Annotated in this window: 23 protein-coding genes; 7 read left to right on the forward strand and 16 right to left on the reverse strand. The window is 35.9% G+C overall.

Translation table 11 applies throughout. The features are described 5' to 3' along the window. The first annotated feature begins 94 nt into the window (after positions 1–94). Positions 95–571, forward strand: a complete 477-nt coding sequence (locus ACNFU2_RS08070) for a nuclear transport factor 2 family protein (protein WP_172279450.1) — start codon at positions 95–97, stop codon at positions 569–571. A 10-nt stretch (positions 572–581) separates the two neighbouring features. Beyond that, positions 582–1,802, forward strand: coding sequence for an epoxide hydrolase family protein (locus ACNFU2_RS08075; protein WP_418124607.1), 1,221 nt, complete (start codon positions 582–584; stop codon positions 1,800–1,802). 88 nt (positions 1,803–1,890) lie between these two features. On the opposite strand, the gene ACNFU2_RS08080 is transcribed toward ACNFU2_RS08075, so the two are convergent. Continuing rightward, positions 1,891–3,006, reverse strand: coding sequence for an FAD-dependent monooxygenase (locus ACNFU2_RS08080; protein WP_306614826.1), 1,116 nt, complete (start codon positions 3,004–3,006; stop codon positions 1,891–1,893). 101 nt (positions 3,007–3,107) lie between these two features. Here ACNFU2_RS08080 and ACNFU2_RS08085 point away from each other — a divergent pair, with 101 nt between their 5' ends. Further along, positions 3,108–4,061, forward strand: a complete 954-nt coding sequence (locus ACNFU2_RS08085) for an AraC family transcriptional regulator (RefSeq protein ID WP_306614828.1) — start codon at positions 3,108–3,110, stop codon at positions 4,059–4,061. 336 nt (positions 4,062–4,397) lie between these two features. On the opposite strand, the gene ACNFU2_RS08090 is transcribed toward ACNFU2_RS08085, so the two are convergent. The 6 genes from ACNFU2_RS08090 to ACNFU2_RS08115 form a co-directional block, all read right to left on the reverse strand. Next, positions 4,398–4,937: a hypothetical protein gene (locus ACNFU2_RS08090; protein WP_306614830.1), complete on the reverse strand. Its 540-nt coding sequence runs from the start codon at positions 4,935–4,937 to the stop codon at positions 4,398–4,400. Positions 4,938–5,366: 429 nt separating this feature from the next. Beyond that, positions 5,367–6,752, reverse strand: a complete 1,386-nt coding sequence (gene mnmE, locus ACNFU2_RS08095) for a tRNA uridine-5-carboxymethylaminomethyl(34) synthesis GTPase MnmE (protein WP_172279482.1) — start codon at positions 6,750–6,752, stop codon at positions 5,367–5,369. 100 nt (positions 6,753–6,852) lie between these two features. Next, positions 6,853–7,779, reverse strand: coding sequence for a DUF4421 family protein (locus tag ACNFU2_RS08100; RefSeq protein ID WP_306613754.1), 927 nt, complete (start codon positions 7,777–7,779; stop codon positions 6,853–6,855). Between the two features lie 133 nt (positions 7,780–7,912). Beyond that, on the reverse strand, positions 7,913–8,380 hold the full coding sequence (locus tag ACNFU2_RS08105; protein ID WP_306613756.1) for an NAD(P)H-dependent oxidoreductase: 468 nt from the start codon (positions 8,378–8,380) through the stop codon (positions 7,913–7,915). Continuing rightward, a complete protein-coding gene (locus ACNFU2_RS08110; RefSeq protein ID WP_306613758.1) occupies positions 8,377–9,396 on the reverse strand; it encodes a saccharopine dehydrogenase in 1,020 nt (339 codons plus the stop codon). Before ACNFU2_RS08110 ends, ACNFU2_RS08105 begins: the two co-directional genes overlap by 4 nt. 56 nt (positions 9,397–9,452) lie before the next feature. Further along, positions 9,453–10,019, reverse strand: coding sequence for a Crp/Fnr family transcriptional regulator (locus ACNFU2_RS08115; protein ID WP_306613760.1), 567 nt, complete (start codon positions 10,017–10,019; stop codon positions 9,453–9,455). Between the two features lie 426 nt (positions 10,020–10,445). Between ACNFU2_RS08115 and ACNFU2_RS08120 the strand changes: the two genes are divergently transcribed. Continuing rightward, on the forward strand, positions 10,446–10,622 hold the full coding sequence (locus ACNFU2_RS08120) for a hypothetical protein (RefSeq protein WP_306613761.1): 177 nt from the start codon (positions 10,446–10,448) through the stop codon (positions 10,620–10,622). A gap of 38 nt (positions 10,623–10,660) precedes the next feature. Here the strand turns inward: ACNFU2_RS08120 and ACNFU2_RS08125 are convergent, their stop codons facing one another. Continuing rightward, positions 10,661–12,430, reverse strand: coding sequence for an aminopeptidase P family protein (locus ACNFU2_RS08125; protein WP_172279494.1), 1,770 nt, complete (start codon positions 12,428–12,430; stop codon positions 10,661–10,663). 326 nt (positions 12,431–12,756) lie between these two features. Here ACNFU2_RS08125 and ACNFU2_RS08130 point away from each other — a divergent pair, with 326 nt between their 5' ends. After that, positions 12,757–13,194: a DUF6526 family protein gene (locus ACNFU2_RS08130; protein ID WP_273648622.1), complete on the forward strand. Its 438-nt coding sequence runs from the start codon at positions 12,757–12,759 to the stop codon at positions 13,192–13,194. A gap of 202 nt (positions 13,195–13,396) precedes the next feature. Beyond that, positions 13,397–14,500: a DNA topoisomerase IB gene (locus tag ACNFU2_RS08135; RefSeq protein WP_172279495.1), complete on the forward strand. Its 1,104-nt coding sequence runs from the start codon at positions 13,397–13,399 to the stop codon at positions 14,498–14,500. 4 nt (positions 14,501–14,504) lie between these two features. Here the strand turns inward: ACNFU2_RS08135 and ACNFU2_RS08140 are convergent, their stop codons facing one another. Further along, positions 14,505–14,990 carry a hypothetical protein gene (locus tag ACNFU2_RS08140; protein WP_273648624.1) on the reverse strand — a complete coding sequence of 162 codons (486 nt, stop codon included), beginning with the start codon at positions 14,988–14,990 and terminating at the stop codon, positions 14,505–14,507. A gap of 343 nt (positions 14,991–15,333) precedes the next feature. On the opposite strand from ACNFU2_RS08140, the gene pruA reads away from it, so the two are divergent. Next, the gene (gene pruA / locus ACNFU2_RS08145) at positions 15,334–16,959 is read left to right on the forward strand and encodes an L-glutamate gamma-semialdehyde dehydrogenase (protein ID WP_172279497.1); all 1,626 of its coding nucleotides are present in this window, start codon (positions 15,334–15,336) and stop codon (positions 16,957–16,959) included. A 73-nt stretch (positions 16,960–17,032) separates the two neighbouring features. Here the strand turns inward: pruA and ACNFU2_RS08150 are convergent, their stop codons facing one another. From ACNFU2_RS08150 to ACNFU2_RS08180, 7 genes are all read right to left on the reverse strand, one after another. Next, positions 17,033–18,091, reverse strand: coding sequence for a diphosphomevalonate/mevalonate 3,5-bisphosphate decarboxylase family protein (locus tag ACNFU2_RS08150; RefSeq protein ID WP_418124613.1), 1,059 nt, complete (start codon positions 18,089–18,091; stop codon positions 17,033–17,035). Between the two features lie 93 nt (positions 18,092–18,184). Beyond that, positions 18,185–19,948, reverse strand: a complete 1,764-nt coding sequence (locus ACNFU2_RS08155) for an AMP-dependent synthetase/ligase (RefSeq protein WP_273648626.1) — start codon at positions 19,946–19,948, stop codon at positions 18,185–18,187. Further along, complete coding sequence (locus ACNFU2_RS08160) at positions 19,949–20,962, reverse strand: NAD-dependent epimerase/dehydratase family protein (RefSeq protein ID WP_273648627.1); 1,014 nt, start codon at positions 20,960–20,962, stop codon at positions 19,949–19,951. A 311-nt stretch (positions 20,963–21,273) separates the two neighbouring features. Next, positions 21,274–22,281 carry an MvdC/MvdD family ATP grasp protein gene (locus tag ACNFU2_RS08165; protein WP_273648628.1) on the reverse strand — a complete coding sequence of 336 codons (1,008 nt, stop codon included), beginning with the start codon at positions 22,279–22,281 and terminating at the stop codon, positions 21,274–21,276. Then, the gene (locus tag ACNFU2_RS08170; protein WP_273648629.1) at positions 22,274–23,230 is read right to left on the reverse strand and encodes an MvdC/MvdD family ATP grasp protein; all 957 of its coding nucleotides are present in this window, start codon (positions 23,228–23,230) and stop codon (positions 22,274–22,276) included. Before ACNFU2_RS08170 ends, ACNFU2_RS08165 begins: the two co-directional genes overlap by 8 nt. Positions 23,231–23,317: 87 nt before the next feature. Then, positions 23,318–23,521, reverse strand: a complete 204-nt coding sequence (locus ACNFU2_RS08175; RefSeq protein WP_273648630.1) for a microviridin/marinostatin family tricyclic proteinase inhibitor — start codon at positions 23,519–23,521, stop codon at positions 23,318–23,320. A gap of 76 nt (positions 23,522–23,597) precedes the next feature. After that, positions 23,598–23,849, reverse strand: a complete 252-nt coding sequence (locus tag ACNFU2_RS08180) for a microviridin/marinostatin family tricyclic proteinase inhibitor (protein ID WP_306613767.1) — start codon at positions 23,847–23,849, stop codon at positions 23,598–23,600. Between the last annotated feature and the right edge of the window lie 105 nt (positions 23,850–23,954).

Below are 23,954 nucleotides of genomic sequence, written 5' to 3' on the forward strand. Positions count from 1 at the left end.
ATATAATCAATGTAACTGGTATACTTTATTATACTGGTAACAAAAGTATATCATTTTTACTATAAATTTGTCTGAGAATTATAAAATATAAACAATGAATATAACACATTTAGAAAAATTAACAATCACAGACGATATAAGAACAGTCATGGCAAAATATGTCCGTCATGCCGACAGCAAAAACTTCACTGAACTTGCAAATTTATTTACGGAGAATGGAATATTTACTCCATTAGATGTTAACGGTGAAACACTCGTCCAAATGGCAGGGAGAAGAGAAATAGAAAATAAGATTTCGGAAAGTGTGGGAAATGCGACAGCAATTCATCATTTATTTTCTTTTGAAATAGACATCGAATCTAAAGAAATGGTCCATGCAGTATTTTCTATGGAAGATCATCTCATAAGACCGGAAAATGAAGAAAATATATTATTGAAAGACAGCAATGTACCAGTATTTAGAACATTACATGGTTTTGGACATTATCATGGTGATTTTGTTAAAATCAAAGACACATGGTTTATAAAAAAACTCATACAAACCAGATTAAAATTAGATTTCACATATTAAAAAAAGAAAAATGAATACAGACTTAAAACCTTTCGAAATTAATGTATCCGGGGAAATCCTTAACGACCTGGAAACCAGATTAAAAACAACACGTTGGTCAGAGGATTTAAATAATGAAGATTCTTATTATGGCATCAGTACTGCATACCTCAAAGATATTGTTCATCATTGGATTAATAGTTATGACTGGGAAGCAGCACAAAAGGAACTAAATTCTTTTAACCAGCATAAAATAGAAATTGATGGCCAGGCTATCCATTTTATTTACGAAAAAGGTAAAGGACCAAATCCTACACCGATTATCCTATCTCATGGCTGGCCTTGGACTTATTGGCATTGGAGTAAAGTCATTCGCCAGCTTACCGATCCGGCTTCCTACGGTAGAGATCCTGAACAGTCATTTGATGTGATTGTCCCATCGCTTCCTGGGTTTGGTTTTTCTACGCCTGTAAAAGATGGAGAAATGAATTTTTCGAAGATGGCAGAACTTTGGCATAAACTGATGACAGAAACTTTGGGTTATAAAAAATATGCTGCTTCAGGAAGTGATTATGGAATGCTGGTAACCGCTCAATTGGGACATAAATATGCAGAAGAGCTTATCGGTATCCATTTGGGACAGGAAATGCCATTAACAATTTTCCAAAGCGAAAGACCATGGGACTTAACAGAAGGACAGATGATACCTAAGGAAGCCTCTCCCGAGCTACGTGAAGGCATCATCAAGTTCCAGCGTACCTATGCTTCCCATGTTGCAGTCCATATGCTTGATGCTCAGACCATCACACATGGATTAAATGACTCTCCTGTTGGAATGTTGGCATGGATACTACAACGTTGGAAAAAATGGAGCGACATCCTTGGAAATTTTGAAGATGTTTTTTCGAAAGATGATATCATTACATTTGCCATGATCTACTGGGTAAATCAGGCTATTGGTTCTTCTATACGTGTTTATTCGAATGCTAACAGATATCCCTGGAAGCCATCACATAATAGAACTCCAATAGTAGAAGCTCCAGCGGGATTTACTTTCCTTACAGGAGACGCTTACCCGCCTCTGGGTACTGAGGAAAACCGTGTTGGTATTTTCGAAAACGGTCCTATGGCATCACAATTTAACACAATCTATGCTAAAGCATTTAAAAAGGGTGGACACTTTGGTCCATGGGAAAATCCAGAGGCCTTTATTGAAGGTATAACAGATACTTTTAGATTACTTAAAAATTAAACGTACACGCAAGGCCTACTTATTCCAAATCCTTGTAAATACCCAAAATTCTTAACCCCAATATGTGTTGGAATCAATTCATAAGGGGTTATTTTTTATTATCATGACTAAACGCCATGAAAGATGCCTGTAATTCTTCTTCTGTTTCAGGTAACTGAACTTTTAAACCCCATTTAATGCGAGACTGAATGCTTTCCGCAAAAGGTTTGAAGGTTTCATTGTATTTTTTGAAAGCAGTTTTATAATCATCATTTGCATCAAGCTCCTTTGCTAACAAAGTTGCGCCTTGCAATGCGAGGCTTGTCCCCATTCCCGTAAAAAAACTTGGCGCGTGCGCAGCATCACCAACCAGGGCTACACGTCCTTTAATCCAGGTCGGCATATGGATCTGATTCGCTTCATCAAAATATAAATCGTCGGAATGAAGCATGGAATCTAAAATTTCAGGAATTTTCCAATTCGTATTGTTCCCAAAATATTCTTTCAGAATTTGTTTTTGTTGTTCTGTATTTCTGTAATTCCAATCCAGTTCCGGAGCTCTGAACATCAGTATTGCATTAGCTCCATCTTTGAAATGGTATATTACTGCCTGCTTGCCCAGCTCCCGATATACGATTCCCGTATTTCCTGACCTGCCTGTTTGTATATGATCTGCTTTGGTAAAAGCAAAGTAAACACCGAAAAATTTTTTGAAATTTTCTTCAGCACCAAATACCAGTTTTCTTACTATTGAGTGGGTGCCATCTGCCCCAAATACAAAATCAAAACTTCTGTTATCCCCTTTTTCAAAGGATACCTCAACACGATCTTCATGTTGGACTAATGTCTTTATGCTGTTTCCGAAAATAAATTCTACCTCATTCTTAGGGACAATATCAAAAATAAGTTCTACCAGGTCACTGCGGTGGATTTCAATATCACCAAGATATTCTTCCATTGCATTTATTGAAAAACGACTCAATGTGTCGCCTTTAGCATCCACGATTTCATCGGTATGGATAAACTCACGGTCCTTAATTTTTTGTAATATTCCCATTTCTTGTACCACATCCAGTGCTTTACCCCGGACATCGATGGGTGAACCTCCTTTCCGAAGACCTTTACCTATTTCTACGACAGTTACCTCATAACCATATTTATTTAACCAATAAGCCAAAGTTAATCCGGCGAAACTTGCACCTGATATCAAAACTTGTTTTTTCATAACTTAAGAATTTAATTGTTCTATAACATTTGTTATATCAAAATTACCGGTAACTTTACGATTAAAATACCTCAATAACAACTAAAAATAGTCGTAAAAATATGAAAGACGAAGATCATAAAGCTATAGACAGCAGAATTCTTGAGTATGCAAGCAAGGTAGGACTGACGACAAAAGATGAGCTACAGCATTTCGAGGTCAAACTTTTTAAAGCTTTTATTTTTTTACCCGATATGGCGCTGCACTTTGGTTCAATGATCGCTAAAAAGAATTTTACACGACAAACTGCAACATCCGTGATTAAAGACAGTATTGGTTTTTTATTTTACAACATCTTTGAAGATCATAATCAAAATACGTCCGGTACAATCAAACCGCCTTCAGATGCCACATTTGTACGTATATTTCCATTTACGATACCACAAAAAATTCAGTTCATAGAAAATACACAGGCTACCTATGTTTCAATTAGCATCAGTGCCGAGTATTTGAAGAGTTTTTTAAAAGAGGAATCCGAATATTTTCAGTTTCTTTTCGATAATACCAACAGCTTTCTGATTGAAGAATTGATGACCGATGATATTTTGCGCACCGTAAATGATATTGTAAAAAAAGAAACTCCGGCAACAATGAGAAGCTATTACTATAAAATCAAGGCTATGGAGTTGCTTTTTTATTTATTTGAGAGTTTACGAAAGCGGGAAAATTCTACCCATCAAAAACTAAGTCGGAAGGAAATACAATCTATTTATCAGGTACGCGACAAAATTGTTTCCTCATTAAGCCAGCCAACCAGTATTGCAGAACTGAAACAAATGGCCGGAATGAACGAACTTAAGCTCCGCCGGATATTCAAGCAGGTCTTTGGTATGGGAATTTACGATTACTATCAGCACCTACGTATGAAAGAAGCTGCACGGCTTTTGCGGGATGAAAAACTGTCGGTATCAGAAACAGGCTATCAAATGGGGTTTGAAAACCTAAGTCACTTTTCAAGGGTATTTGAAAAGCATCTGGGTAAAAAACCGAAAAAATATAGTCATGATATGAAATAGAGGAAGATGTTAGTAGTTTGAGATTGTGACCAATATATATATGTGTGTAAATAAAAAATATTAATCAAACAAACTAATTGTTTATACACATTTCGAGAAAAGTAGTATCATGATTAGTGAATGATTTTGTTATATTTTAGCAAATAAGAGATTTCCAAGTGATCACAAAAAAACAGGAAGGAAAAATTCCCTCCTGATTATAAATAATGTAAAGTTCAAAATTAAAGGCAGAGCATTTATTGTAATATTCTGTAATTAGCCACTTGTTAAATTACATCTTAAATATCAAATTTTTATTTACTTTTTTTTGTCATAGAATATCTCCTTACAAGAGAATTAATCATATTTTCTTAAACTATAATAACCAACATAATCATTTAAAGTTATTATGAATTCATCTTCAAACATTCTGTACAATATTGTATATCTCTCAGATGAATTTAAATTTGTTAAAAACAATAAAAACTGTCCATTTTTCGCTTTTAAATACTCTTTTTGGATATCCTCAATGTTTTTCAAATTAATATTATTATCAATTTCACTAAAATTGATTAGATAATCTGCTCCTTTATATTTAGTTAAATTATTAACTTTTATAACCTCATTATGGAGAAAAAGAGCTTTTAAAAAATCTTTCAAACTTGAATACTTATTCGAATACTCATCTTTATAAAGCTCAAACAATAAATCAATATTAGTTTCTAAAATTTTATTATTATCAATTGCAAAATATAGCCTATAATTAAAATATGGGGACGGTAATCCATTTTCAATAGAAGATAATTTATCAACTAAAATTTCTTTTTTAAATTCACTCTTACATGAAGAAAACACTAGTAAAAGTAATAGCAGTAAATTTTTTAGAAATATTTTCATAATTATCTGCGTTTTTTATCTTGATTAGCAGGTATTATATAATTTTGAGGATTTGGATTAATCTGCACTTCTCCATAGGTAGTTCCTCCGTGGCTCGAGCGTCACGCTCGTTGCCATTCACATCACAAATTTAAATCTATTTCCAGAATTTTCTGATCATCATTACAGTAGTTTATTACACTACCATATTTCCATTTGTATATTTCTGCTACAAAGCTACTTTCAGGTCCATTAATCTTAAATACTAAAAATAAAAATCCAAGAAAGTGTACCTTCTCGGATTTATATATAGATTGTTAATCTTTATTCGGGCACGAGCGTGACACTCGCTCGAGCAGTTGGCTCTAATATTACAGTAAACTTTTATGGTTATTACCGAACAACCATAAATTAACTATCGGGTTGTTATTTTTTTCAATTCAATAAAAGTTATTTCCCAATACAAAACTTAGAAAAAATATTCCCCAGCACTTCATCATTCGTAACCTCTCCGGAGATCTCTCCTAAATGTTCCAATGCATTACGAAGTTCATACGCCAATAGCTCTGTGGAAATCCGGAAAGTGATTGCTTCATTTACTTTGTGTACTGCACTCAAAGATTTGTGTAACGATTCGAAGTGACGCTGGTTGGTGATCACCACATTATTTTCGAGGGATTTCAATTGTTCAACATAGGATGACAATTCATTTTTCAGGTCCTGGATATTCTGATTCTCTACTGCTGAGATTTTGATGAAATCAAATTCGTGGTCGATTTCCTTTCTGAAAACATTTTCCACATTCTCATATTTTGTAGGTATAACCTCATCAATTTTAGTGGCACAAATAATCAGCTTTAGATCTTCTCTTATCAAAGACCGGATCATTTCAATATCTTCTGTGAAATCTTCTGTAGCGGCGTCTGCCAGATAAACGAGAATATTGGCATTTTCAACTTTCTCTTTGGCTTTTTTAACGCCTATTGCTTCAATTTCGTCCGCTGTTTCACGCAATCCTGCGGTATCGATCAGGCGGAATGCATGTCCTTTAATATGTAAAACCTCCTCGATCGTATCTCTGGTGGTTCCTGCAATACTGCTGACAATCGCTCTTTCTTCTTTCAGGAGGGCATTCAATAATGTGGATTTACCTGCATTCGGCTTACCAATGATAGCAACAGCAGTCCCGTTTTTAATTGCATTACCGTATTGAAAGCTTTCAATAAGTGAATTTAATTTTAATTCAATTTTGCTTAAGAGCTGATTGAGGGCTGACCGGTCTGCAAATTCCACATCTTCTTCTGCGAAATCCAATTCCAGCTCGATCAATGAAACGAAATTCAGCAAATCAGTTCTAAGAATTGATATCTCGTTGGTAATTCCTCCCTTTAGCTGGTTGATGGCTACTTTCCGGGATGCTTCATTCTCAGAAGCGATGACATCTGCAATAGCTTCTGCCTGGGAAAGATCGATTCTTCCGTTGATAAAAGCACGAAGTGTAAATTCTCCCGCCTTTGCCATTCTTGCTCCGTTTTTGGTAAGGGTTTCAAGAATACGTTTTCCAATATGCGGAGATCCGTGGAATGCTATTTCCACAGAGTTTTCAGTTGTAAAACTTTTGGGTGCCAGGAAAATAGATAACATCACCTCATCAATAGCCTCTTCCCCATCCATAAAATACCCGTAATGAATGGTATGCGATTTTTGCTTCCCAAGATTTTTCCCGGGAAAAGACTTCTGTACCACAGATAAAGCATCGTTACCCGAAACTCTGATAATGCCTAAAGCTCCTACTCCATTGGCCGTAGCCAACGCACAAATGGTATCGTTATTCATGCTGCAAATTTACGTTTTTTAATGGAAATCTTTATGCTAAATGCTTATACGGATTGTCTATAATAACGATTTGAAACCACGGCCATAAACAGTAAAGATTTTATTTGTTTTTGGATTTAAAAATATGATCCAGATGTTTAACATAGGAAAGCTGCATGGTAATGGCAGTAAGACTTAGCTCTTCTTTTTTTACGGGATAGACGGTTTTATTGTTAATGAGGATCGCAAAAGAAATACCCCAGTTATTTTTATGATAATTTCCGGCAATCCGGGCAAATGCAGTAGGATATACTTCAACCCTGCCTTTTTTCAATGATTTCAGAGCATTCCCAAAATTAGCCCCTGCCTGAATAGTTCCTGTCATCATCCAACGCTCACTCATGACCCAGGAATAAGCATATCCTCCATTAATTCCCAATTGAAAATTTTCTAATCCGTACGTTCCTTCAGAGCCGCTTCTTTCCATTCCCTTCAACTGATAATAATAACCACCGCCTCCTACCAGCCAGCTTCCGGCAGAATGCCGCTGTATTTCGTCCAGATCAAAAGCAGCCTTGGATGAGAAGCGTTTCCCATTAAAAAGGTAGGTCGCTTCCATACCGATCTGCTTCACCGACATTTGCTGATAGATATCCGGATTCTGGTCTTTATCTTTCTCCACATAAAATCCCCTGTAGTCCTGGAAGAATATATCGAATATCATCTTCCTGCCATAGTGATGGATCTGGAAATCACGCGTTTTCGTTTTTCCGTATTTCTTTTTATCCGTTAAAGGAATAAAACCATATCCCAGCTGAATTCCCACGATCGTATTTTTAATCGCGAATCCAACACCTGTATTCAAAGGGTAATTGGGAGTATAATGCCTATCCGTATCGTCTACCTCTAAAGAACTGGTAGAAAGATATCCGGATATCCTGTATTTCTGTGGATAGGACTTGATGTACGATGAATCGATCTCCTGGGCATGGATATATGAAACGGAAAAAATAGCTGTTAATCCGGTTAAAAACTTCTTAAGACGCATACATTAAATGATTCCATTATATTCTACTGTTTTTGCTATCATTTTTCTTTAATGGACAGCAATTTAAGTATAATTTTCAGTTTTTAACCTATCAGAATCATTTAAGCTTTATTATGAATATTTAATATACATCCTACTTTTGCCTTTGTCCTGCCTTTTGTATTTTTTTCAGCCATTGGACACGCTGCTTTTCATCAGAGGTCTTGATGATTCCGACATAGCTCACTTTGTGTGCCGTCTTTCCTTTCAAAAGTTGATCCCACCACAGCGAATTTTCTCTGTATTTAAAAGCCATACCCGGAAGAAAAAGCCGATCAATGAACCCTTTTGTAATAGCTGGCAGACCTCCCCACCAGACAGGATGAATCCAAACCAGATGATCCGCCCATTGTATCGCCTCCCATGCTTTCAACAGATCCGGTTCCAGTTCCATTCTTTTCTGATAACCGAATGTAAGATTAGGATTAAACTCCAGATCTGAAATAACAATTTCTTTAATTGCTGCTCCGGAATTAACAGCTCCTTTTTTATAAGCACTTGAAAGTGCAAAACAAAATGAACTCTTGTGAGGATGCCCGTTGATAATTACTATTTTTTTCATCCGATTGTTTGTATATGGATACTTTCGTAAGCATTTAATGAGCTCATTAAATCATGGGGTTCATGCAGCTGGTGACTAAAGTAAATCCTGTTATCATGTTTTTCACTTCCAAGCAATTTTTCAGCATGGAGAACAGCAGATAATGCCGTTAATTCTGCCTGGCCGTTTGTACTTTTCAGGCTGATTGTTTTATTATCCGTATGGCCTGAGATTACGATATCGAAAACAGATTGATCTCCCTTTCCGCTTGATCCAAAGATCATCCTGCGTTCTTTCAACGATAAAATACTGAAGATCCTCATAGATTGAAAAGCGCCCAGCAGCCAGGTAACAAATTTTGAGTTATAGGTCATTTTAACCGTTACATCCGGTATTTTCTCAATTTTATTTAAAATATATAAATCCGGCACGTCAAAATTGTAGGCAGTTCTTTTCCCTATTCCAAAGGAATACTCAAACAATTCGGAGTTTAAGAAATGTTTGACAGAAAAAGGTTGATTATTTTTATACATAAAGAAAGGTTTAGCCACATTTTCAGCCATAAAATGGGCTGAACTCTCTCCGGCAAGATCTTTTATAGAGTAATAAACGAAAAGCTGCACCTTGTTTATCTGGCCCGGCAATGTATTGGTTAATCCACTGACTATACCTCCCATCCAGCCTGAACTAAAAACAATCCTGCTGTTGATCTTTTGTTTTTTCGCCAGTTCATAGGCATTCATAAGGTCCGGTGTAGGTTTGGTAATATCCAGGTAATCAATTTTATTTTCTATGGCAAACCGGAGAATATAATCCTCCTTGTCATTCACGGAAAGAATGATCAAATGGATCTGATGATCCAGAATCGTTTGAAAAGTATCGGGTTTGGTAACATCCACCAATAAATCATTTGCGGATTTTCCTGTTCTTCGGCCTCCTATAAAAACTTGATGGTGAGGATTTCTCGATTTGAAAATACGGGCAATGGTTTTCCCTACTGTTCCATTCCCGCCGATAATTAAAATATTTGACTGCATCTCTGATTTTTTTGACAAAACTAGAGAGCTGGAGGATCATTTAACAGGACAAATGTCTAAAAAGAAATTTCTTTTCGGATACGGCTTAAATGTCTTTGTGTAATTCCAAGATAAGAAGATAAATATTGAAGAGGAATATCCTGGATATAATTAGGATAGTTCTTCAGCAGAGAAAGATACCTTTGTTTAGCATTATCCCTTTGCAGTTCAAAAAAACGTTTTTCCAGCTCCAGGTACTCCTGTTCAGCAATCATTTTTAGGAATAAGACCCATTTCGGATTCCCGTTAACTAATTTTTCTATCTTCTCTTTTTTCAAAACTAAAAGATGAGCTTCTGAAATAGCCTGCATACTTTCAACGCCCGGATTTCCCGAAATAAATGAAGAATAAGAAGCGATCCACACATTAGGAAACCTGAAGCAGTATGTATTATCTTTTCCCTCACTTGAAGTATAATAAGACCTGAAAATACCGGATTCTATAAAAGCTATTTCCTTGCATTGATCTCCCTCATGAACAAAATAATCATTTTTATTGAGTCTTCTCACTTCAAAAAGCTGCAAAATGCCTTCAATTTCAAGCTCGGTAAATAAATTAAAGCTTCGAAAATATTCCTGTATCATTTTTGATTATCTGGTCATTACAATTACAGCTCAAAGGTAATGAAAACCTGATTATTCCTATACTCAACAAAAAAAATCATCTCATGACTGAGATGATTTACCGTTTAAATTTATTAAATGTATATATGAAGATATGAAAATGGTGTCTCTTTTTGTTATTTCAAAGATAGTTTCCATCATTTCGAAAATCATCAGGGGAATCCCTAGAAATATATCCGTAAAAATACGGTGGTGTAATTCAGATATTATTTTATATTTCCGGAAAACCCTTGAAAAGCAAAATTGATACATGGGAAATATCCGGCCATTGACGGGTTATTTGGCTACGATTGCTGTTGGCGGAAGGATTTTTAAATCTCAACGGGCATAAAAAAATCATCTCAGGAACGAGATGATTCAACTGTTTGTGTTCTGAAAATATATAAAATGAAGTGGTGTCTGGTTTTAATTGATACAAAAATAGACGGGATGGCATTTCTAATTTTCAGGGTAATCCCTAGAAATGCACCCGTAAAAATACGGAGAAGCTTTTTGAGATTACTGACAGGATTTACAACGGGAGGTAATAAGACCGGGATAAATAATTATAAAAAAGCCCCGTAAATAATATTCACAGGGCTTTTCAGTTGATCTAACAATTTTTAAAGCGGGCTTACCAATTGTAAAAACCACTCTTTAACGTCACCTTCTAAATAAGGAGACAGTTTCTGTTCACATGTGCTGTGATATTGATTAAGCCATTCAATCTCTTTTTCAGAAAGAATTTCTTTTACGATCGTATCTTTGAAGAAAGGACAGAATGTAAGGGTTTCAAAATCATAGAAAGTTCCTGATCCCGTCTTTTCAGCTTCTTTTACTGCAATAAGGTTTTCGTGACGGATTCCGTACTCTCCTTCCAGATAATATCCCGGTTCATTAGAGCAAACCATCCCCGGAAGAAGTTCCTGCGGATTAAGGTCCTTTCTGATATTTTGCGGTCCTTCGTGTACATTCATAAAACTTCCAACCCCATGTCCGGTTCCATGATTAAAATCTTTTCCCTCCATCCATAGCGGAAGTCTTGCAATGGCATCCAGCTGTACGCCTTTAGTTCCCTTTGGAAACTTTACCATGGATAAACGGATCATTCCCTGTAGTACTAAAGTTGAATTTCTCTTAAATTCCTCAGAAACATTTCCTAAGGCAAAAGTTCTTGTAATATCAGTTGTTCCTTCAAGGTACTGACCTCCGGAATCAACCAGGATACTGGCATCATTCGTTACTTCTTTACTCCCTTCACTTTTTGCAGAATAGTGCATGATGGCTCCATTATCTTTGTACCCGACAATGCTTCCGAAACTTTCTCCAACAAAATTTTCTCCTTCTGCACGGAACCCTAGGAGTTTTTCACCGATAGAATATTCTGTCATTGCTTCTTTTCCTGCGTTATGAGTGAGCCAGTAAAGGAATTTCACCATTGCGACTCCATCTCTTACCATCACCTTTCTGAAACCTTCCAGTTCGGTTTCATTTTTCTGAGCCTTCATTAAATTACCCGGAACAGGAGCTTTTACAAACTGATTATCTGCTTTTAATGTTTCAAAAATAGACTGGTTGCTGTTTGGAGATACCAGGATTTTTTCGTTCTTAACTGTTGTAAGGTAGTTATAAAACTCTTCATAAGGCATCATTTTTACGAAAGAATCGTCCAGTTGTTTTCTCGCTTCTACCTCCAATTTTTCAAGATCGGTAAACAGGATCGCATCATTTTTTGTAATGATGATATAGCCTAAAAATACCGGATTGCTTTGTACATCACTTCCTCTCAGATTAAGCGTCCATGCTACGTCATCAAGGCTGGAAATGATATGATAGGTAACTTCCTGTTCTTCCATTTTCTGACGGATGGCGGAAAGCTTATCAGTCACGGATTTTCCGGATCTTTCTACCGGTTGAGTATAAATCGGATTTTTTGAAGGTGTTCCCCTGTCCTTCCATACTTCCTTCAGTAAAGGAGCGTCTGCAAGAACGATATTTTTATTTTTTAATTTTTGAGAAAGGAGTTCCCAATTGGCGTTGGATGTGGCTACTGCATTAACAGCTACTTTCCCGCCAGCAGGAATTTCGGAAATAATCCAGTCGATATAGTTAGGCGTCCCTTCAATTCCATCTTTAAAAAGATCAATCCCCGAGTCCTGAAGTTCTATTGCAGCCTGGGTAAAATACCGTCCGTCCGTCCAAAGTCCGGCTTTGTTTTGGGTAACCACCACAAAACCTGCTGACCCGAGAAATCCTGAGAGCCATGCTCTCTCCTGCCATTCTTCCGGTAAATATTCACTCATATGCGGATCTGCAGAATATACTATAAATGCATCAACATTATTTTTCTGCATTTCTTCACGAAGCGCAGCTACTTTTTCCCTTGAAGTCATTTTTTAATTTTTTAAAACCGAAAGTTACAAAAAATTTGAGCTTCCGGATTCAAATTATTAACCGTTTTTTCCCGAATTAAAGGTTATTTTTTATTTTTTCACTGATCATAAAACTGAGAGATTCTCATTCGTTTGACATAAAAGTTCAATGTCCCGTCTACATCTGAATGATTCACAGCTAAAAAAATTTATGTAAGAAAAAAAGAATTTAATGAATACATAAAAAATAAATCATTTAAGCCAAAAACAAATACTTTAAAGCATGAAAACAACAATTATTATTAAAAATATTCTATTTTGGAAAGATTCTTGCTACATCATATCCTATGGGAAAGCAGAATTATAAAAACCACAGAAAATTTTATCCTCCACATCACTTCATTTATCTTCCTCTGCTGTTTATATTGGAATGCGTAGGAATTTATAATATCTGGAATGATGGTGAGAACAAACTTACCTGGATCCTATTTTCTATAATCATTTTTCTGATTCTCTATTTAGCCATTATGCTGCGGCAGCACTATGCACTCGGCAATCAAAACCGTATTGTAAGATTTGAATTCAGACAACGGTACTTTGAAATTTTTAATAAAAGATCCGATGAGGCTTATGAAAAATTAAGTTTCGACCAGATCGCCGCTTTGAGGTTTGCTGATGACGATGAATTTAAAGAGCTTTTGTATAAGGCTCTGAATGAAAATATTTCCGGAGATCAGATCAAGAAGTCTATCAAAAACTGGAGACCTGATCACCATAGAATTTAAATCAAACACTAAAAAAATCAATATGAAAAAATTACCCTTATACAGTATTGCAATATTCAGTTTATTGTTACTAACAAGTTGTGAAGCCGTCGAGACTATCTTTAAGGCTGGAATGTGGTGGGGAATTTTGCTCGTTGTAGCGGTTGTCGTTATTCTATTATTAATTTTTTCGAAGGGTAAAAACTCTTAACCATGCTTTATTATGGATAATGACGACTTTGAATTGATCTCCCACCTTAAACCTTCTAAGATTGTTAAGATCATGAAAGATCCGGTGGCTTCTGCAAAGGCAGTAAATCTTATTTACACCTCCGATACAGAAACCGCCGGAATTATTCGTAAAAGAAGGGGAAAAAAGTATTCGTACTTTAAAGACGGTGAACGCATTAAAGACAAAGATGAGATCACCAGGATCAATAAACTGGTAATTCCTCCTGCATGGGAAAATGTTTGGATCTGTGCCTTGGACAATGGACATCTGCAGGCTACAGGATTTGATATTAAGAAACGAAAACAGTATAAATACCATTCTTTATGGAGTGCCTTAAGAAATCACACCAAATTTTACAGGATGCTTCAGTTTGGATATGCCCTACCTGAAATCCGCCTGCATGTGGAAAAAGATCTGGCACTGAGAAATTTTGAAAAAAGAAAAATCCTGGCTCTGATCGTAAGCCTTATGCAACGTACGAACATCAGGATTGGTAATAACGCGTATGAGAAACTATATGGCTCATTCGGTTTAACCACCTTAAAAGATAAACACGTAAAGATCAACGGACAGAAAATGACCTTTTCTTTCAAAGGAAAAAAAGGGGTGATGCACAATGTCGATCTGAAAAGTAAAAGGCTGGCAAGACTTGTTCAGAAATGTAAAGATATTCCGGGGAAAGAGCTTTTCCAGTATTATGATGATGAGGGCAACAGACATTCCATTGATTCCGGAATGGTGAATGATTATATTAAAGAGATCAGCGGCGAAGATTTTACGGCTAAGGACTTCAGAACCTGGTCGGGGACCGTCAGTGCTTTAATCGCATTCAAAGAAATCGGCTATGCGGAAAGCAATACGGAATACAAAAGAAAAGTAAAGGAGGCATTGGATATTGTAGCTTCACACCTGGGCAACACCAGCACGGTGTGCAGAAAATACTATGTTCATCCGCTGGTGATCAACCTTTACGAAAATAATACGATTAAAAAATACCTTGACGAGCTGGAAGACATTGAAGTAAATGATGGCAAGGCAGATTTAACACAAGAAGAAAAATTAGTGCTGAAAATTCTTGAGAACGAAAAAATGTAATCCGCTATTGAGAAACAGAAGTACTCGGCGGGTAATCATACTCTTTAATTTCAATAACGGACTCTTTTTCATCATATAGAACATCCAGATTACTTTCTAAGAAGGTGATCAGGCTTTCCATGCATTTCTGATTTGTTTGGGAATTTACTACAAACGGGCGATGACCAAAAGTGACTGCAATCTCTTCAGTTTTCCTGAGAATCTGATAAGTCCCTTTTACGATGCTTTTACAGTCTTTCTGATTGATATTCATTTGGAAATTCTTAGCATCAACAAAGTATAAAACATCAGGCTTCATCTTATCTTTATCCAACAGGATGTGAGAATTATCAAGATCCTTTAAATCAAAATTCCATTTTGACTTTTTAAGAACATTATTCAGAAGTTCGTCTGTTGAAGATGAACTGCCAGACTGTTTTACATTTTTCTTGGTATGCTGAGCAAAAACGACCTGGGAAAAGCATAAAACGATAAAGAATATTATTTTCATAAGTTACTGTTTTAAAACACATTAAATATACTTATTCTTTCTAGTATACAGGTTTATCTTTTTGTAAAAACTGAATTCGATCATAGGATTCTGCATTATTTCAAACTGGTATAAGCTGTGTCCGGGCAATATTAATTAATATTCAAATGAGATACAGATCCTTCACTCATTATAAAATCGAAACAAAAACACCACAAAACGATTTATTTTCGCTGGTAAAATACCGTATTTATTATAGAGTATATGAATGTAAAGGATAATTTATAAAAACTATGGTTTATTTTTTCTTTGTCTGAATTATCGTAAATTTGTAGTACAGACTTAATTAAAACAATTAAAATATATGTCAAAAGCAATTTCGCAAGTTCCACTTGCAGTAAATGAGCCTGTAAACTCTTATGTACCAGGTTCAGCTGAAGTAAAAAGCCTTATTGCCACATACAAAAAAATGTGGGCTGAAAAGATAGAAATCCCAATGGTCATCAATGGAAAGGAAGTAAAAACCGACGAGAAGGTTCAGCTTCAGTCTCCACAGGATCATGCTCACGATTTTGGATTTTACTACAAAGGAACAATGCAACATGTGGATGATGCGATCAATGCTGCATTAGCTGCAAAAAAAGAATGGAACGAGCTTGGATGGGAGCAGCGTGCTGCAATCTTCTTAAAGGCTGCTGATCTGTTGGCAGGACCATACAGAGACGTGATCAATGCAGCAACCATGATCGGACAATCTAAAAATGTACACCAGGCTGAAATTGACTCAGCTTGTGAATTCATAGATTTCTTAAGATTCAATGTTGAATTTATGACGGAAATGTATTCTGAGCAGCCTATCTCTGATAGTGGGATCTGGAACCGTGTAGAGTACAGACCATTAGAAGGATTCTGCTTTGCAGTAACTCCGTTCAACTTTACTGCAATCTCAGGAAACCTTCCTACCTGTATGGCTATGCTTGGAAACGTAGTGGTTTGGAAACCTTCAGATAAGCAGGTGTATTCTGCAAAAGTAATCATGGATGTATTAACGGAGGCAGGTCTTCCTGCAGGGGTAATCAACATGATCTTTACAGACGGTAAAGAAACTGCTGAGAAAGTATTGGCACACCGTGATTTTGCAGGACTTCATTTTACAGGTTCTACAAAAGTTTTCCAGGGAATGTGGAAAATGATCGGAGATAATATCCATAACTACAGAACCTATCCAAGAATCGTTGGAGAAACTGGAGGTAAAGACTTTGTTATCGCTCACCCATCTGCTAACGTTGAAGCAGTAGCTACAGCTTTAGTAAGAGGAGCTTTCGAATACCAGGGACAGAAATGTTCTGCGGCTTCAAGAGCATATATTCCAAAATCTCTTTGGGCAGATGTAAAAAAAGTAATGGAAGCTCAGATGAGCACAATTAAGATCGGTTCTCCGGAAGATCCTTCAAACTTTGTCAATGCTGTTATCGATAAAAATTCTTTCGAAAAATGTAAAGGATACATCGAGAGAGCTCAAAACTCTAATGAAGCCAATGTAGTGATCGGAGGAAAATGTGATGATTCAAAAGGATGGTTTGTAAATCCAACCGTTATTGAAACTACAAATCCTCAATACGAAAGTATGGTTGAAGAAATCTTTGGCCCTATCTTAAGTATCTATGTTTACGAAGATAAAGACTGGAAAGAAACTTTACAGCTGGTGGATTCTTCATCTCCATATTCATTAACAGGTTCTGTTTTTGCTCAAGACCGTTATGCGGTAAATGAAGCTTTCAAAGCTTTAGAAAATGCTTCAGGTAACTTCTACATCAATGATAAACCAACAGGAGCTGTAGTAGGACAACAGCCTTTCGGAGGAGGTAGAGCTTCAGGAACCAATGATAAAGCAGGTTCTAAAATGAATCTTCTGAGATGGACTTCCGTAAGAAGTATCAAAGAAACTTTTGTTTCTCCTAAAGATTACAAATATCCATATTTAGGATAAAAAAATGAGTAATCATTAATATATAAAAAATGCCCGAAAGTTTTACTTCCGGGCATTTTTTGTATGATATATTTTAAAACTTCATCACATCTTTTACCACTCCGTTCTTTTGGGTATGTGGCAATAGTTCAGATTCAATAAAGGTCTTGATCTTTTCTTCAGCACCATTATTCGGAAATAACAGATGAACATTTGCTCCCGCGTCCAAAGTAAAAAATAAAGGTAACCCCGTCTCCTTTCTGAAATCCCATATTTTATTGATGACTTCCAGAGTTCCTGTTTTCATCAAGATAAATGCAGGATCGCTCATCATCATCATTGCATGAAGGGTAAGGGCCTCATGTTCAACCAATGTAATAAACCTTTCCATATCCCCGTTTTTAAGAATCTCTTTCATCGGAATAAAGTTTTCTCTTGCTTCCTGAAATCTTCTTTCTGCATAAGGATTTGTATTCATCAAACCATGACCTACTGTAGAAGAAACACTTTTCTGTCCTTCATGGATCAGCAGGACCCAGTCATTAAAATCTTTGAAAATAGCATGAATATCTTCATCCGGGTATCGGACTGCAAACAAATCGGAACTTCCCTCAACCACATCAGAACTTCCCCATACGACCAATCCGTTATATAGACTTCTGCATGCACTTCCACTTCCCAGTCTGGCCAGAAATGACGCTTTCCCTAAAGATTCTTCTTCCGATCCTTTCCCTGAAAAAAGTTCATCGAGCGCCATAAGACATTTTGCAATGGCTCCAAAACCCGAAGCCGAGCTTGCAATCCCTGAACTGTGCGGAAAAGTATTTTCTGTTTTAATAATATACCTTCCTCTTAAAATCCAAGGTAAGTACTGTTCTATATTTTTAAAATATTTTTCTATTTTTTCTTCGAATTTTACCTCTTCATTTCCTGACAGAAAAGTTTGAACTGAAAAGGGCTGATCCGCTAAGAACTCTAATATTGTATTTGTTTTACAATGGTTAAGGGTATAGCTGATACTTGGGTTGGCTGGAATCTGATCTGCATATTTCCCCCAATATTTAATCAAAGCAATATTTGACGGACAGCTTTCCGAAACCGTTTGTGAAGTAACTGTATAATTTTCTTTTCCTAGAAATTCCTGTGTTGTCATAATTTAATTCAAAATGATGAAGCCTGATTTATTCCCTACGAAAAAGTTCTAAGATCAATTTGAGTATTAAAACTTCATAGGATCAAATTTCATCTAGTACATTTTTTCAATAATATCCTCGTATTTCTTTAAAACCACATTCCTTTTAATTTTCAATGTCGGAGTAATTTCACCGGTATTGATATCGAATTCAGACGGCATTAAAGTAAACTTTTTCACTTTCTCAAAGTCCGCAAGCGGCTCCTGTAATTCTTTAATTTTATCTTTATAGAGACTGATAATTTCTTCTCTTTTTACAATGTCCTCCCAGCTGGTAAAAGGAATATTGTTTTTCTTGATATAATCTTCCAAAAATTCGAAGTTTGGAACAATTAAAGCGGAGACAAACTGTCTTCCCTCAGCAATTAATATAATCTGCTGGATATAATTGTTATTGGTCAGAAGATTTTCAATTTGCTGCGGGGCAATATATTTTCCGTTTGAGGTTTTCATCAGATCCTTGATTCTGTCGGTAATGATCAGATTTCCTTTATCATCAATCTTTCCGGCATCTCCTGTTTTGAACCATCCATCTGATGTAAATACAGCTCTGGTTTCATCCGGTTTATTGTAATACCCTTTCATAATTCCGTTTCCTGTTGCCTGGATCTCATCATTTTCCCCAATGCGGATCTGAACACCTGGTAAAGGTCTTCCGCTTGTTGCGTGCTCAAAATGCGTTAAAGGAAACAGCGTCAGAGTAGCAGTCGTTTCAGTAAGCCCGTAACCAACCGTTACATGAATTCCTACAGACTCAAAAAAGCGTGTTACTTCCGGAGAAAGCGAGGCTCCTCCACAAGGTAAAAACCATAGTCTGCCACCCATCTTCTCTTTGATTTTACTAAAAACAAGCATATTGGCAATAGATTCTTTTATTTTAAGTCCTAATGGTGCAGGCTGATCATTTCTCCTTAATTCGGCAGTCTGCTTACCGGTTTCCAAAGCCCAGTTAAAGATCTTTTTCTTTAGTGAAGAGCTTTCTGTCACCATATCATTCACTCCCGCATAGATCTTCTGAAAAAACCTTGGGACCGCACACATCATAGTCGGCTTTACTTCAATCAAGGCTTTTGCTATATTTTTCGGATCCTCCAGAAAATATACTCTGGCGCCGCCATATAATGAGAGTAAGCTCCAGCTTCTTTCAAAAACATGACTCAACGGCAAAAAGGCTAATGACAATTCCTCTTCAAAGTTTTTAAACCTGAAAAACTCAAAATGGGCATCAAAAGCTTTTATAAAATTCCCGTGGGTAAGCATAACTCCTTTGGGCGTTCCCGTTGTTCCCGAAGTGTAGATCAGTGTGGCAACATCTTCATATTCTTTTTTACAGAACTCCGGCTTTGCAGTAGCTTTCGCAATAAAATCTTCCAGATAAGAGGCATCTTCTTTTTTAATCCACACCGACTTTTTAGAAACCACAATACCCTGAAGGCTACTGCTCTCTTTTTTTAGAAGTTCAAAACATGCATCATATTGAGCCTGATTCCCTACTAAAACAATTTTAGACTGAGAATCATTGATGATGTATTCTGCCTGCTCAGCATTATTGGTAGAATAAATAGGAACTGTAACAGCTCCGATTGACAGGGAGGCAAGATCAAAGACCATCCATTCTGCAGAATTATCGGAATAAATAGCGACCCTGTCACCCTCCTGAATTCCCACCTCTTTGAGTGCATTTGCTGTTTTAAAGATCATCTCACTGAATTTCTTCCAGCTCAACTCTTTCCAAACCTCTTTCGTTTTAAAACCAATCGCTGACTTTAACGGGTGTTTTTCTATATTTTTACTGATAATAGCCTCTGCAAGATTCATTTATTTATTCCCCTTTTTGTCGTTAATATAATTATTGAGATGAAAATCAATACTTTCCTCAATAGGAATGAACTGATAATTCAGCTTTTGCTTAATTTTTTCGTTGGAAATGGTATTAAAGGATGTGATGGATTCAATATTAGATTTTGTAACCAGCTTTAATTGTGGAATCAGCCACCCAAAAAGGATATTGGCTATTCTTCCCGCATTAAGTTCTGCTTTAGACAATATTCTGGCATTTTTCAATCCCAGTTTTTTACGAATATAATTCCCTGTTTCGGCATATCGTTTATTCTCCGAGACCAGAATAAAGCGTTCTCCAAAAATATTATTTTCCATCAGCTCTACAGAAATCCGGGCAACATCCCGGACATCCACGTAAGACGATCCCCCGGAAAAGGTAAAATTATTTTTTTCAAAAGTCGAAAAAAGTTCACCACTGCTTTGGTTCCAGTTTCCACTTCCTATGATAATTGCAGGATTGATGATGATGGTTTTCAGGCCCTCGGCTGAAGCTCTCCATACTTCCATTTCAGATAAATGTTTTGAAATGGCATAGGCAGGATGGTCAACCTTCGGATTAAAATCAGATTCTTCGTCAAGTTCCCCTTTTTCATTATAACCGTCCAAAACAGCCACAGAACTCACATGAAGAAATTTAGTAACAGACGAACCTTCACAAGCAAATAAAAGATTTTCTGTACCCTTGATATTCGTATGGTACATTTCTTTCTCATCTTGTGGATGAAAGCTTACTTTTGCAGCACAATGATACACTTCTTCTACGCCTTTCAGGGCATCTTCTAAAGAGTTCATATCATCAAAATCTACATCTACCCATTCAATTTTATTAAAAAAATCATCAGAGTTTTCTGTATAAAACTGATATGAATGCTTTACTTCGTTTAAATTACTTGTTCTCCTTTTGGCAGCGCGTACTTTTTTTCCTCTTTTTAAAAGTTCCAAAATAATTACACGACCCAAAATTCCGGTTGCTCCCGTTACAAAAACCATCAATTATATTCCTACTTGGTTGTTGACTAAATTATAATAATATTTTTGATTCAGCAATTCTTCAATGTATTGAAAAATCATGTAAAATCATATATGCAAATTTGCGATTTTTAAAGGACAATTTTACTTTAGTTTGTTATTTAATTACACTCAAACATAATAAGATCATTGAAAAATACTCTTTTTCAGGTTTTGGTTAAAGCCAAGTGTTTGATTAAAATGATAAAAACGGGCTAAAGCCCGTTTTTTATATAATGAATTAACATGTGATGACAAATTAATAAATAGTGGTTACATATAATAATCATATTCTAAGCTAAGACCATATTATTTCTTCGTGGTGCTTTATCACATAAAAGATCAGCAATGCTCTTCGAAATAAGATTTTCTTCCGTAAGATTATCCAGCCAGAAAAATTCTCCGGCACCATTAATTTCAATAAAATAATATTCATCTTCAGGAGAAACAATGATATCCATTGCTCCATAATCAACATTATATACATCCAGAAGCTCTAAAACTTTAGCTTCAATATCTTTGGGAAGATCTGTTCTTACCCATTTATCGATCAGGTTTACACCATCCTTTCTCCAGTCTACTTTTGCATCTTCAAACTGTTGCGAATCAATTTCGAACGCATATACATCCTGCCCTACTGCGGTTACTCTTAGCTCTCTTTTCTTTTCAATTTTCTTTTGGAATTGCATAGGGCAATACAACAGCGAATCCAGATCATCCAGCTTGTCCTCTTTAATCACGTTGGTAAATACAACACTTTCCACCCCATCTTCATAAATAGCAAAACCCGACTGCATCTTTCCGATAACATTCTGATGTTTCAGGATAAAATTTCTGGCTTCTTCAGGATTATTGGTAATACAGGTTTCCGGAATTTTAAATCCTATCTTATCCGCAATTTTTAACTGCTCCTCTTTACTGTCTAATCTTCTGTAAACACTTGGCTTACCCAGAGCATACACATCTATGGATTCTAAAAATCCAAAAAGGGTTGTTCGTATTTCACCCATCGCAGCACCATAGAATTTGGCATCTAACTCTTCCTTTAGCCCATCGCCCATATTGTAAGCTCTTCTGTACCACACCGCAGCAATATCATCTAAACGATGTTTAGCATCCGGAGTTTCGAGAATACTGATCCATTTTCCATCTTGGAAAGTAGTCGACAGTTTATTTTGTAAGGGATATAAATCGACATCAAAGCGGATGACCTCAAAGTTATTTTTAATAATATACTCCGTTACTTTTTGTATTGAAAAATTGTCCCCGGTATGGGTGATGATTAAAATTTTGTTATTCATTGGTTTTCATTCTTTTGATAAGGTTATCGGCAATTCTTTCCGCAATGGGAAAGTTAAGTTCTTTTTGTAACATTCCCCACTCTCCTTGTGGATTAACTTCAAGAAAATAGTAATTTTCATCTCTTCCTTTGATCATATCGATCGCTCCCATGTAGAGCCCCATTTCTTTCATCATTGAGGTAAGAGAAGACTTAATATCTTCCGGCAATTCGTAAGCTGACCAAATATAATTCCCTTGATTAACACGCCAATCGGCATGTTCACTATTATTAATTTTACCCGTAAAAAACTCACCATCAACATACATGATCCTTAGTTCATATTCTTTTTCTATATACGGCTGAAAAATCATAGGACAATACGCAATATCTGCCAGTGATTCTAAATTATCTTCTCTTATAATCGTTGTGGATAGCATATTTTCACCTCCCATAGATTTGGCAATAACTCCATGCAGCTTTGCCACAGCTTTCCCATTACAATATGTATGAAAGAAGGCTGTAATCTCTTCTTCATCGTTTGAGAAAAGTGTTTTCGGTATCGTTAATTTATTTTTTTTAGCAATTTTCAGTTGATATAATTTGTTTCCATCCGTTTTCTTTTCAGCTTCAAAAGGATTGATCCAGGGAACATCTTCAAGAGCCGTGTAGAGATTATAACGAAGATTTCCATATTCATTGATGAAAATTTTCACATAGTCATCATCAAGCTCTTCAGGAATACTGATACGCCATCCTTTTCTATGCCACACTGCCTTGATATCGCTGGAACGGAACGTATTTCCAAACTCGTCAGTCAATTCAAACGAATGGTAAGTAATACTAATTTTCTGAAGGTAATTCAGGTGGTCTGAATTTAACCTGAAGTAGGGAATATTTTTAGAAGTAAGATATTCAAAGAAAATATCTATAGTATAAAAGTCATTGGAGTGCGTGATACAAAGAATCATTTTTTGCTTTTTATTAAAAAAGGAAACTTAGAGTGTAAGTTTCCTTTCTTATGATTGTTATGTTTTATTTTTCTTTAAAACAATTCACTATAATGGCACTGTTGGTGAATCATCATCTCCATCTGATGGATATTTCAATGTATGAGCCATATCCAAAGTTGGCTTAGTAACAACATCTCTTTCAGGAATTGTGATATCTGGTCCACCTCCTGTTACAGATTGAGGATCTTTCAGTTGTTTTTCAAGGAATGCTGCGAAAAATGGTTTTTTCTTTGAACTCTTGTTTTTCATAATGTTTTAATTTGGTTTAACTTAGTATTTTGTTGAAATTATTAAAAAATGATCGATTGATACAAATGGATCTGATCTATAATTCTATATGATCTAAAGGTCCACCCTCATCACTATCAGAAGGATATTTCAAGGTTACATTATCATTTCTTACCGTGGTAACATTGTCAACCAAAACGGAAGTGATATTATCCTTGGAAGGAATCGTAATATTGTCTGAATTAGGTGAAGTAATAATTTCCCCACCTCCGGTTACTTTCTCAGGCTCTTGAATTTGCTTCTCCAAAAAAGAAGCAAAGAATGGTTTTTTTAGTTTTTTTGGTTTCATAAGTAAATATTTTTAACTTTTTTGATAAATCTAAAGTACAAAATTTCCATTATGCAAAAAAATATATCACTCTTTTAAGAAAATTTTAACAATACAACAAACAGA

This window comes from Chryseobacterium sp. PTM-20240506 (assembly GCF_048296755.1).
Classification (GTDB): domain Bacteria; phylum Bacteroidota; class Bacteroidia; order Flavobacteriales; family Weeksellaceae; genus Chryseobacterium; species Chryseobacterium proteolyticum.

What these genes read in the sequence shown, in the direction of transcription:
- ACNFU2_RS08070 (WP_172279450.1), top strand. Translation starts at nt 95, where the DNA reads ATGAATATAACACATTTAGAAAAATTAACAATCACAGACGATATAAGA.
- ACNFU2_RS08075 (WP_418124607.1), top strand. Translation starts at nt 582, where the DNA reads ATGAATACAGACTTAAAACCTTTCGAAATTAATGTATCCGGGGAAATC.
- ACNFU2_RS08080 (WP_306614826.1), bottom strand. Translation starts at nt 3,006, where the DNA reads ATGAAAAAACAAGTTTTGATATCAGGTGCAAGTTTCGCCGGATTAACT.
- ACNFU2_RS08085 (WP_306614828.1), top strand. Translation starts at nt 3,108, where the DNA reads ATGAAAGACGAAGATCATAAAGCTATAGACAGCAGAATTCTTGAGTAT.
- ACNFU2_RS08090 (WP_306614830.1), bottom strand. Translation starts at nt 4,937, where the DNA reads ATGAAAATATTTCTAAAAAATTTACTGCTATTACTTTTACTAGTGTTT.
- mnmE (WP_172279482.1), bottom strand. Translation starts at nt 6,752, where the DNA reads ATGAATAACGATACCATTTGTGCGTTGGCTACGGCCAATGGAGTAGGA.
- ACNFU2_RS08100 (WP_306613754.1), bottom strand. Translation starts at nt 7,779, where the DNA reads ATGCGTCTTAAGAAGTTTTTAACCGGATTAACAGCTATTTTTTCCGTT.
- ACNFU2_RS08105 (WP_306613756.1), bottom strand. Translation starts at nt 8,380, where the DNA reads ATGAAAAAAATAGTAATTATCAACGGGCATCCTCACAAGAGTTCATTT.
- ACNFU2_RS08110 (WP_306613758.1), bottom strand. Translation starts at nt 9,396, where the DNA reads ATGCAGTCAAATATTTTAATTATCGGCGGGAATGGAACAGTAGGGAAA.
- ACNFU2_RS08115 (WP_306613760.1), bottom strand. Translation starts at nt 10,019, where the DNA reads ATGATACAGGAATATTTTCGAAGCTTTAATTTATTTACCGAGCTTGAA.
- ACNFU2_RS08120 (WP_306613761.1), top strand. Translation starts at nt 10,446, where the DNA reads ATGAAGTGGTGTCTGGTTTTAATTGATACAAAAATAGACGGGATGGCA.
- ACNFU2_RS08125 (WP_172279494.1), bottom strand. Translation starts at nt 12,430, where the DNA reads ATGACTTCAAGGGAAAAAGTAGCTGCGCTTCGTGAAGAAATGCAGAAA.
- ACNFU2_RS08130 (WP_273648622.1), top strand. Translation starts at nt 12,757, where the DNA reads ATGGGAAAGCAGAATTATAAAAACCACAGAAAATTTTATCCTCCACAT.
- ACNFU2_RS08135 (WP_172279495.1), top strand. Translation starts at nt 13,397, where the DNA reads ATGGATAATGACGACTTTGAATTGATCTCCCACCTTAAACCTTCTAAG.
- ACNFU2_RS08140 (WP_273648624.1), bottom strand. Translation starts at nt 14,990, where the DNA reads ATGAAAATAATATTCTTTATCGTTTTATGCTTTTCCCAGGTCGTTTTT.
- pruA (WP_172279497.1), top strand. Translation starts at nt 15,334, where the DNA reads ATGTCAAAAGCAATTTCGCAAGTTCCACTTGCAGTAAATGAGCCTGTA.
- ACNFU2_RS08150 (WP_418124613.1), bottom strand. Translation starts at nt 18,091, where the DNA reads ATGACAACACAGGAATTTCTAGGAAAAGAAAATTATACAGTTACTTCA.
- ACNFU2_RS08155 (WP_273648626.1), bottom strand. Translation starts at nt 19,948, where the DNA reads ATGAATCTTGCAGAGGCTATTATCAGTAAAAATATAGAAAAACACCCG.
- ACNFU2_RS08160 (WP_273648627.1), bottom strand. Translation starts at nt 20,962, where the DNA reads ATGGTTTTTGTAACGGGAGCAACCGGAATTTTGGGTCGTGTAATTATT.
- ACNFU2_RS08165 (WP_273648628.1), bottom strand. Translation starts at nt 22,281, where the DNA reads ATGAATAACAAAATTTTAATCATCACCCATACCGGGGACAATTTTTCA.
- ACNFU2_RS08170 (WP_273648629.1), bottom strand. Translation starts at nt 23,230, where the DNA reads ATGATTCTTTGTATCACGCACTCCAATGACTTTTATACTATAGATATT.
- ACNFU2_RS08175 (WP_273648630.1), bottom strand. Translation starts at nt 23,521, where the DNA reads ATGAAAAACAAGAGTTCAAAGAAAAAACCATTTTTCGCAGCATTCCTT.
- ACNFU2_RS08180 (WP_306613767.1), bottom strand. Translation starts at nt 23,849, where the DNA reads ATGAAACCAAAAAAACTAAAAAAACCATTCTTTGCTTCTTTTTTGGAG.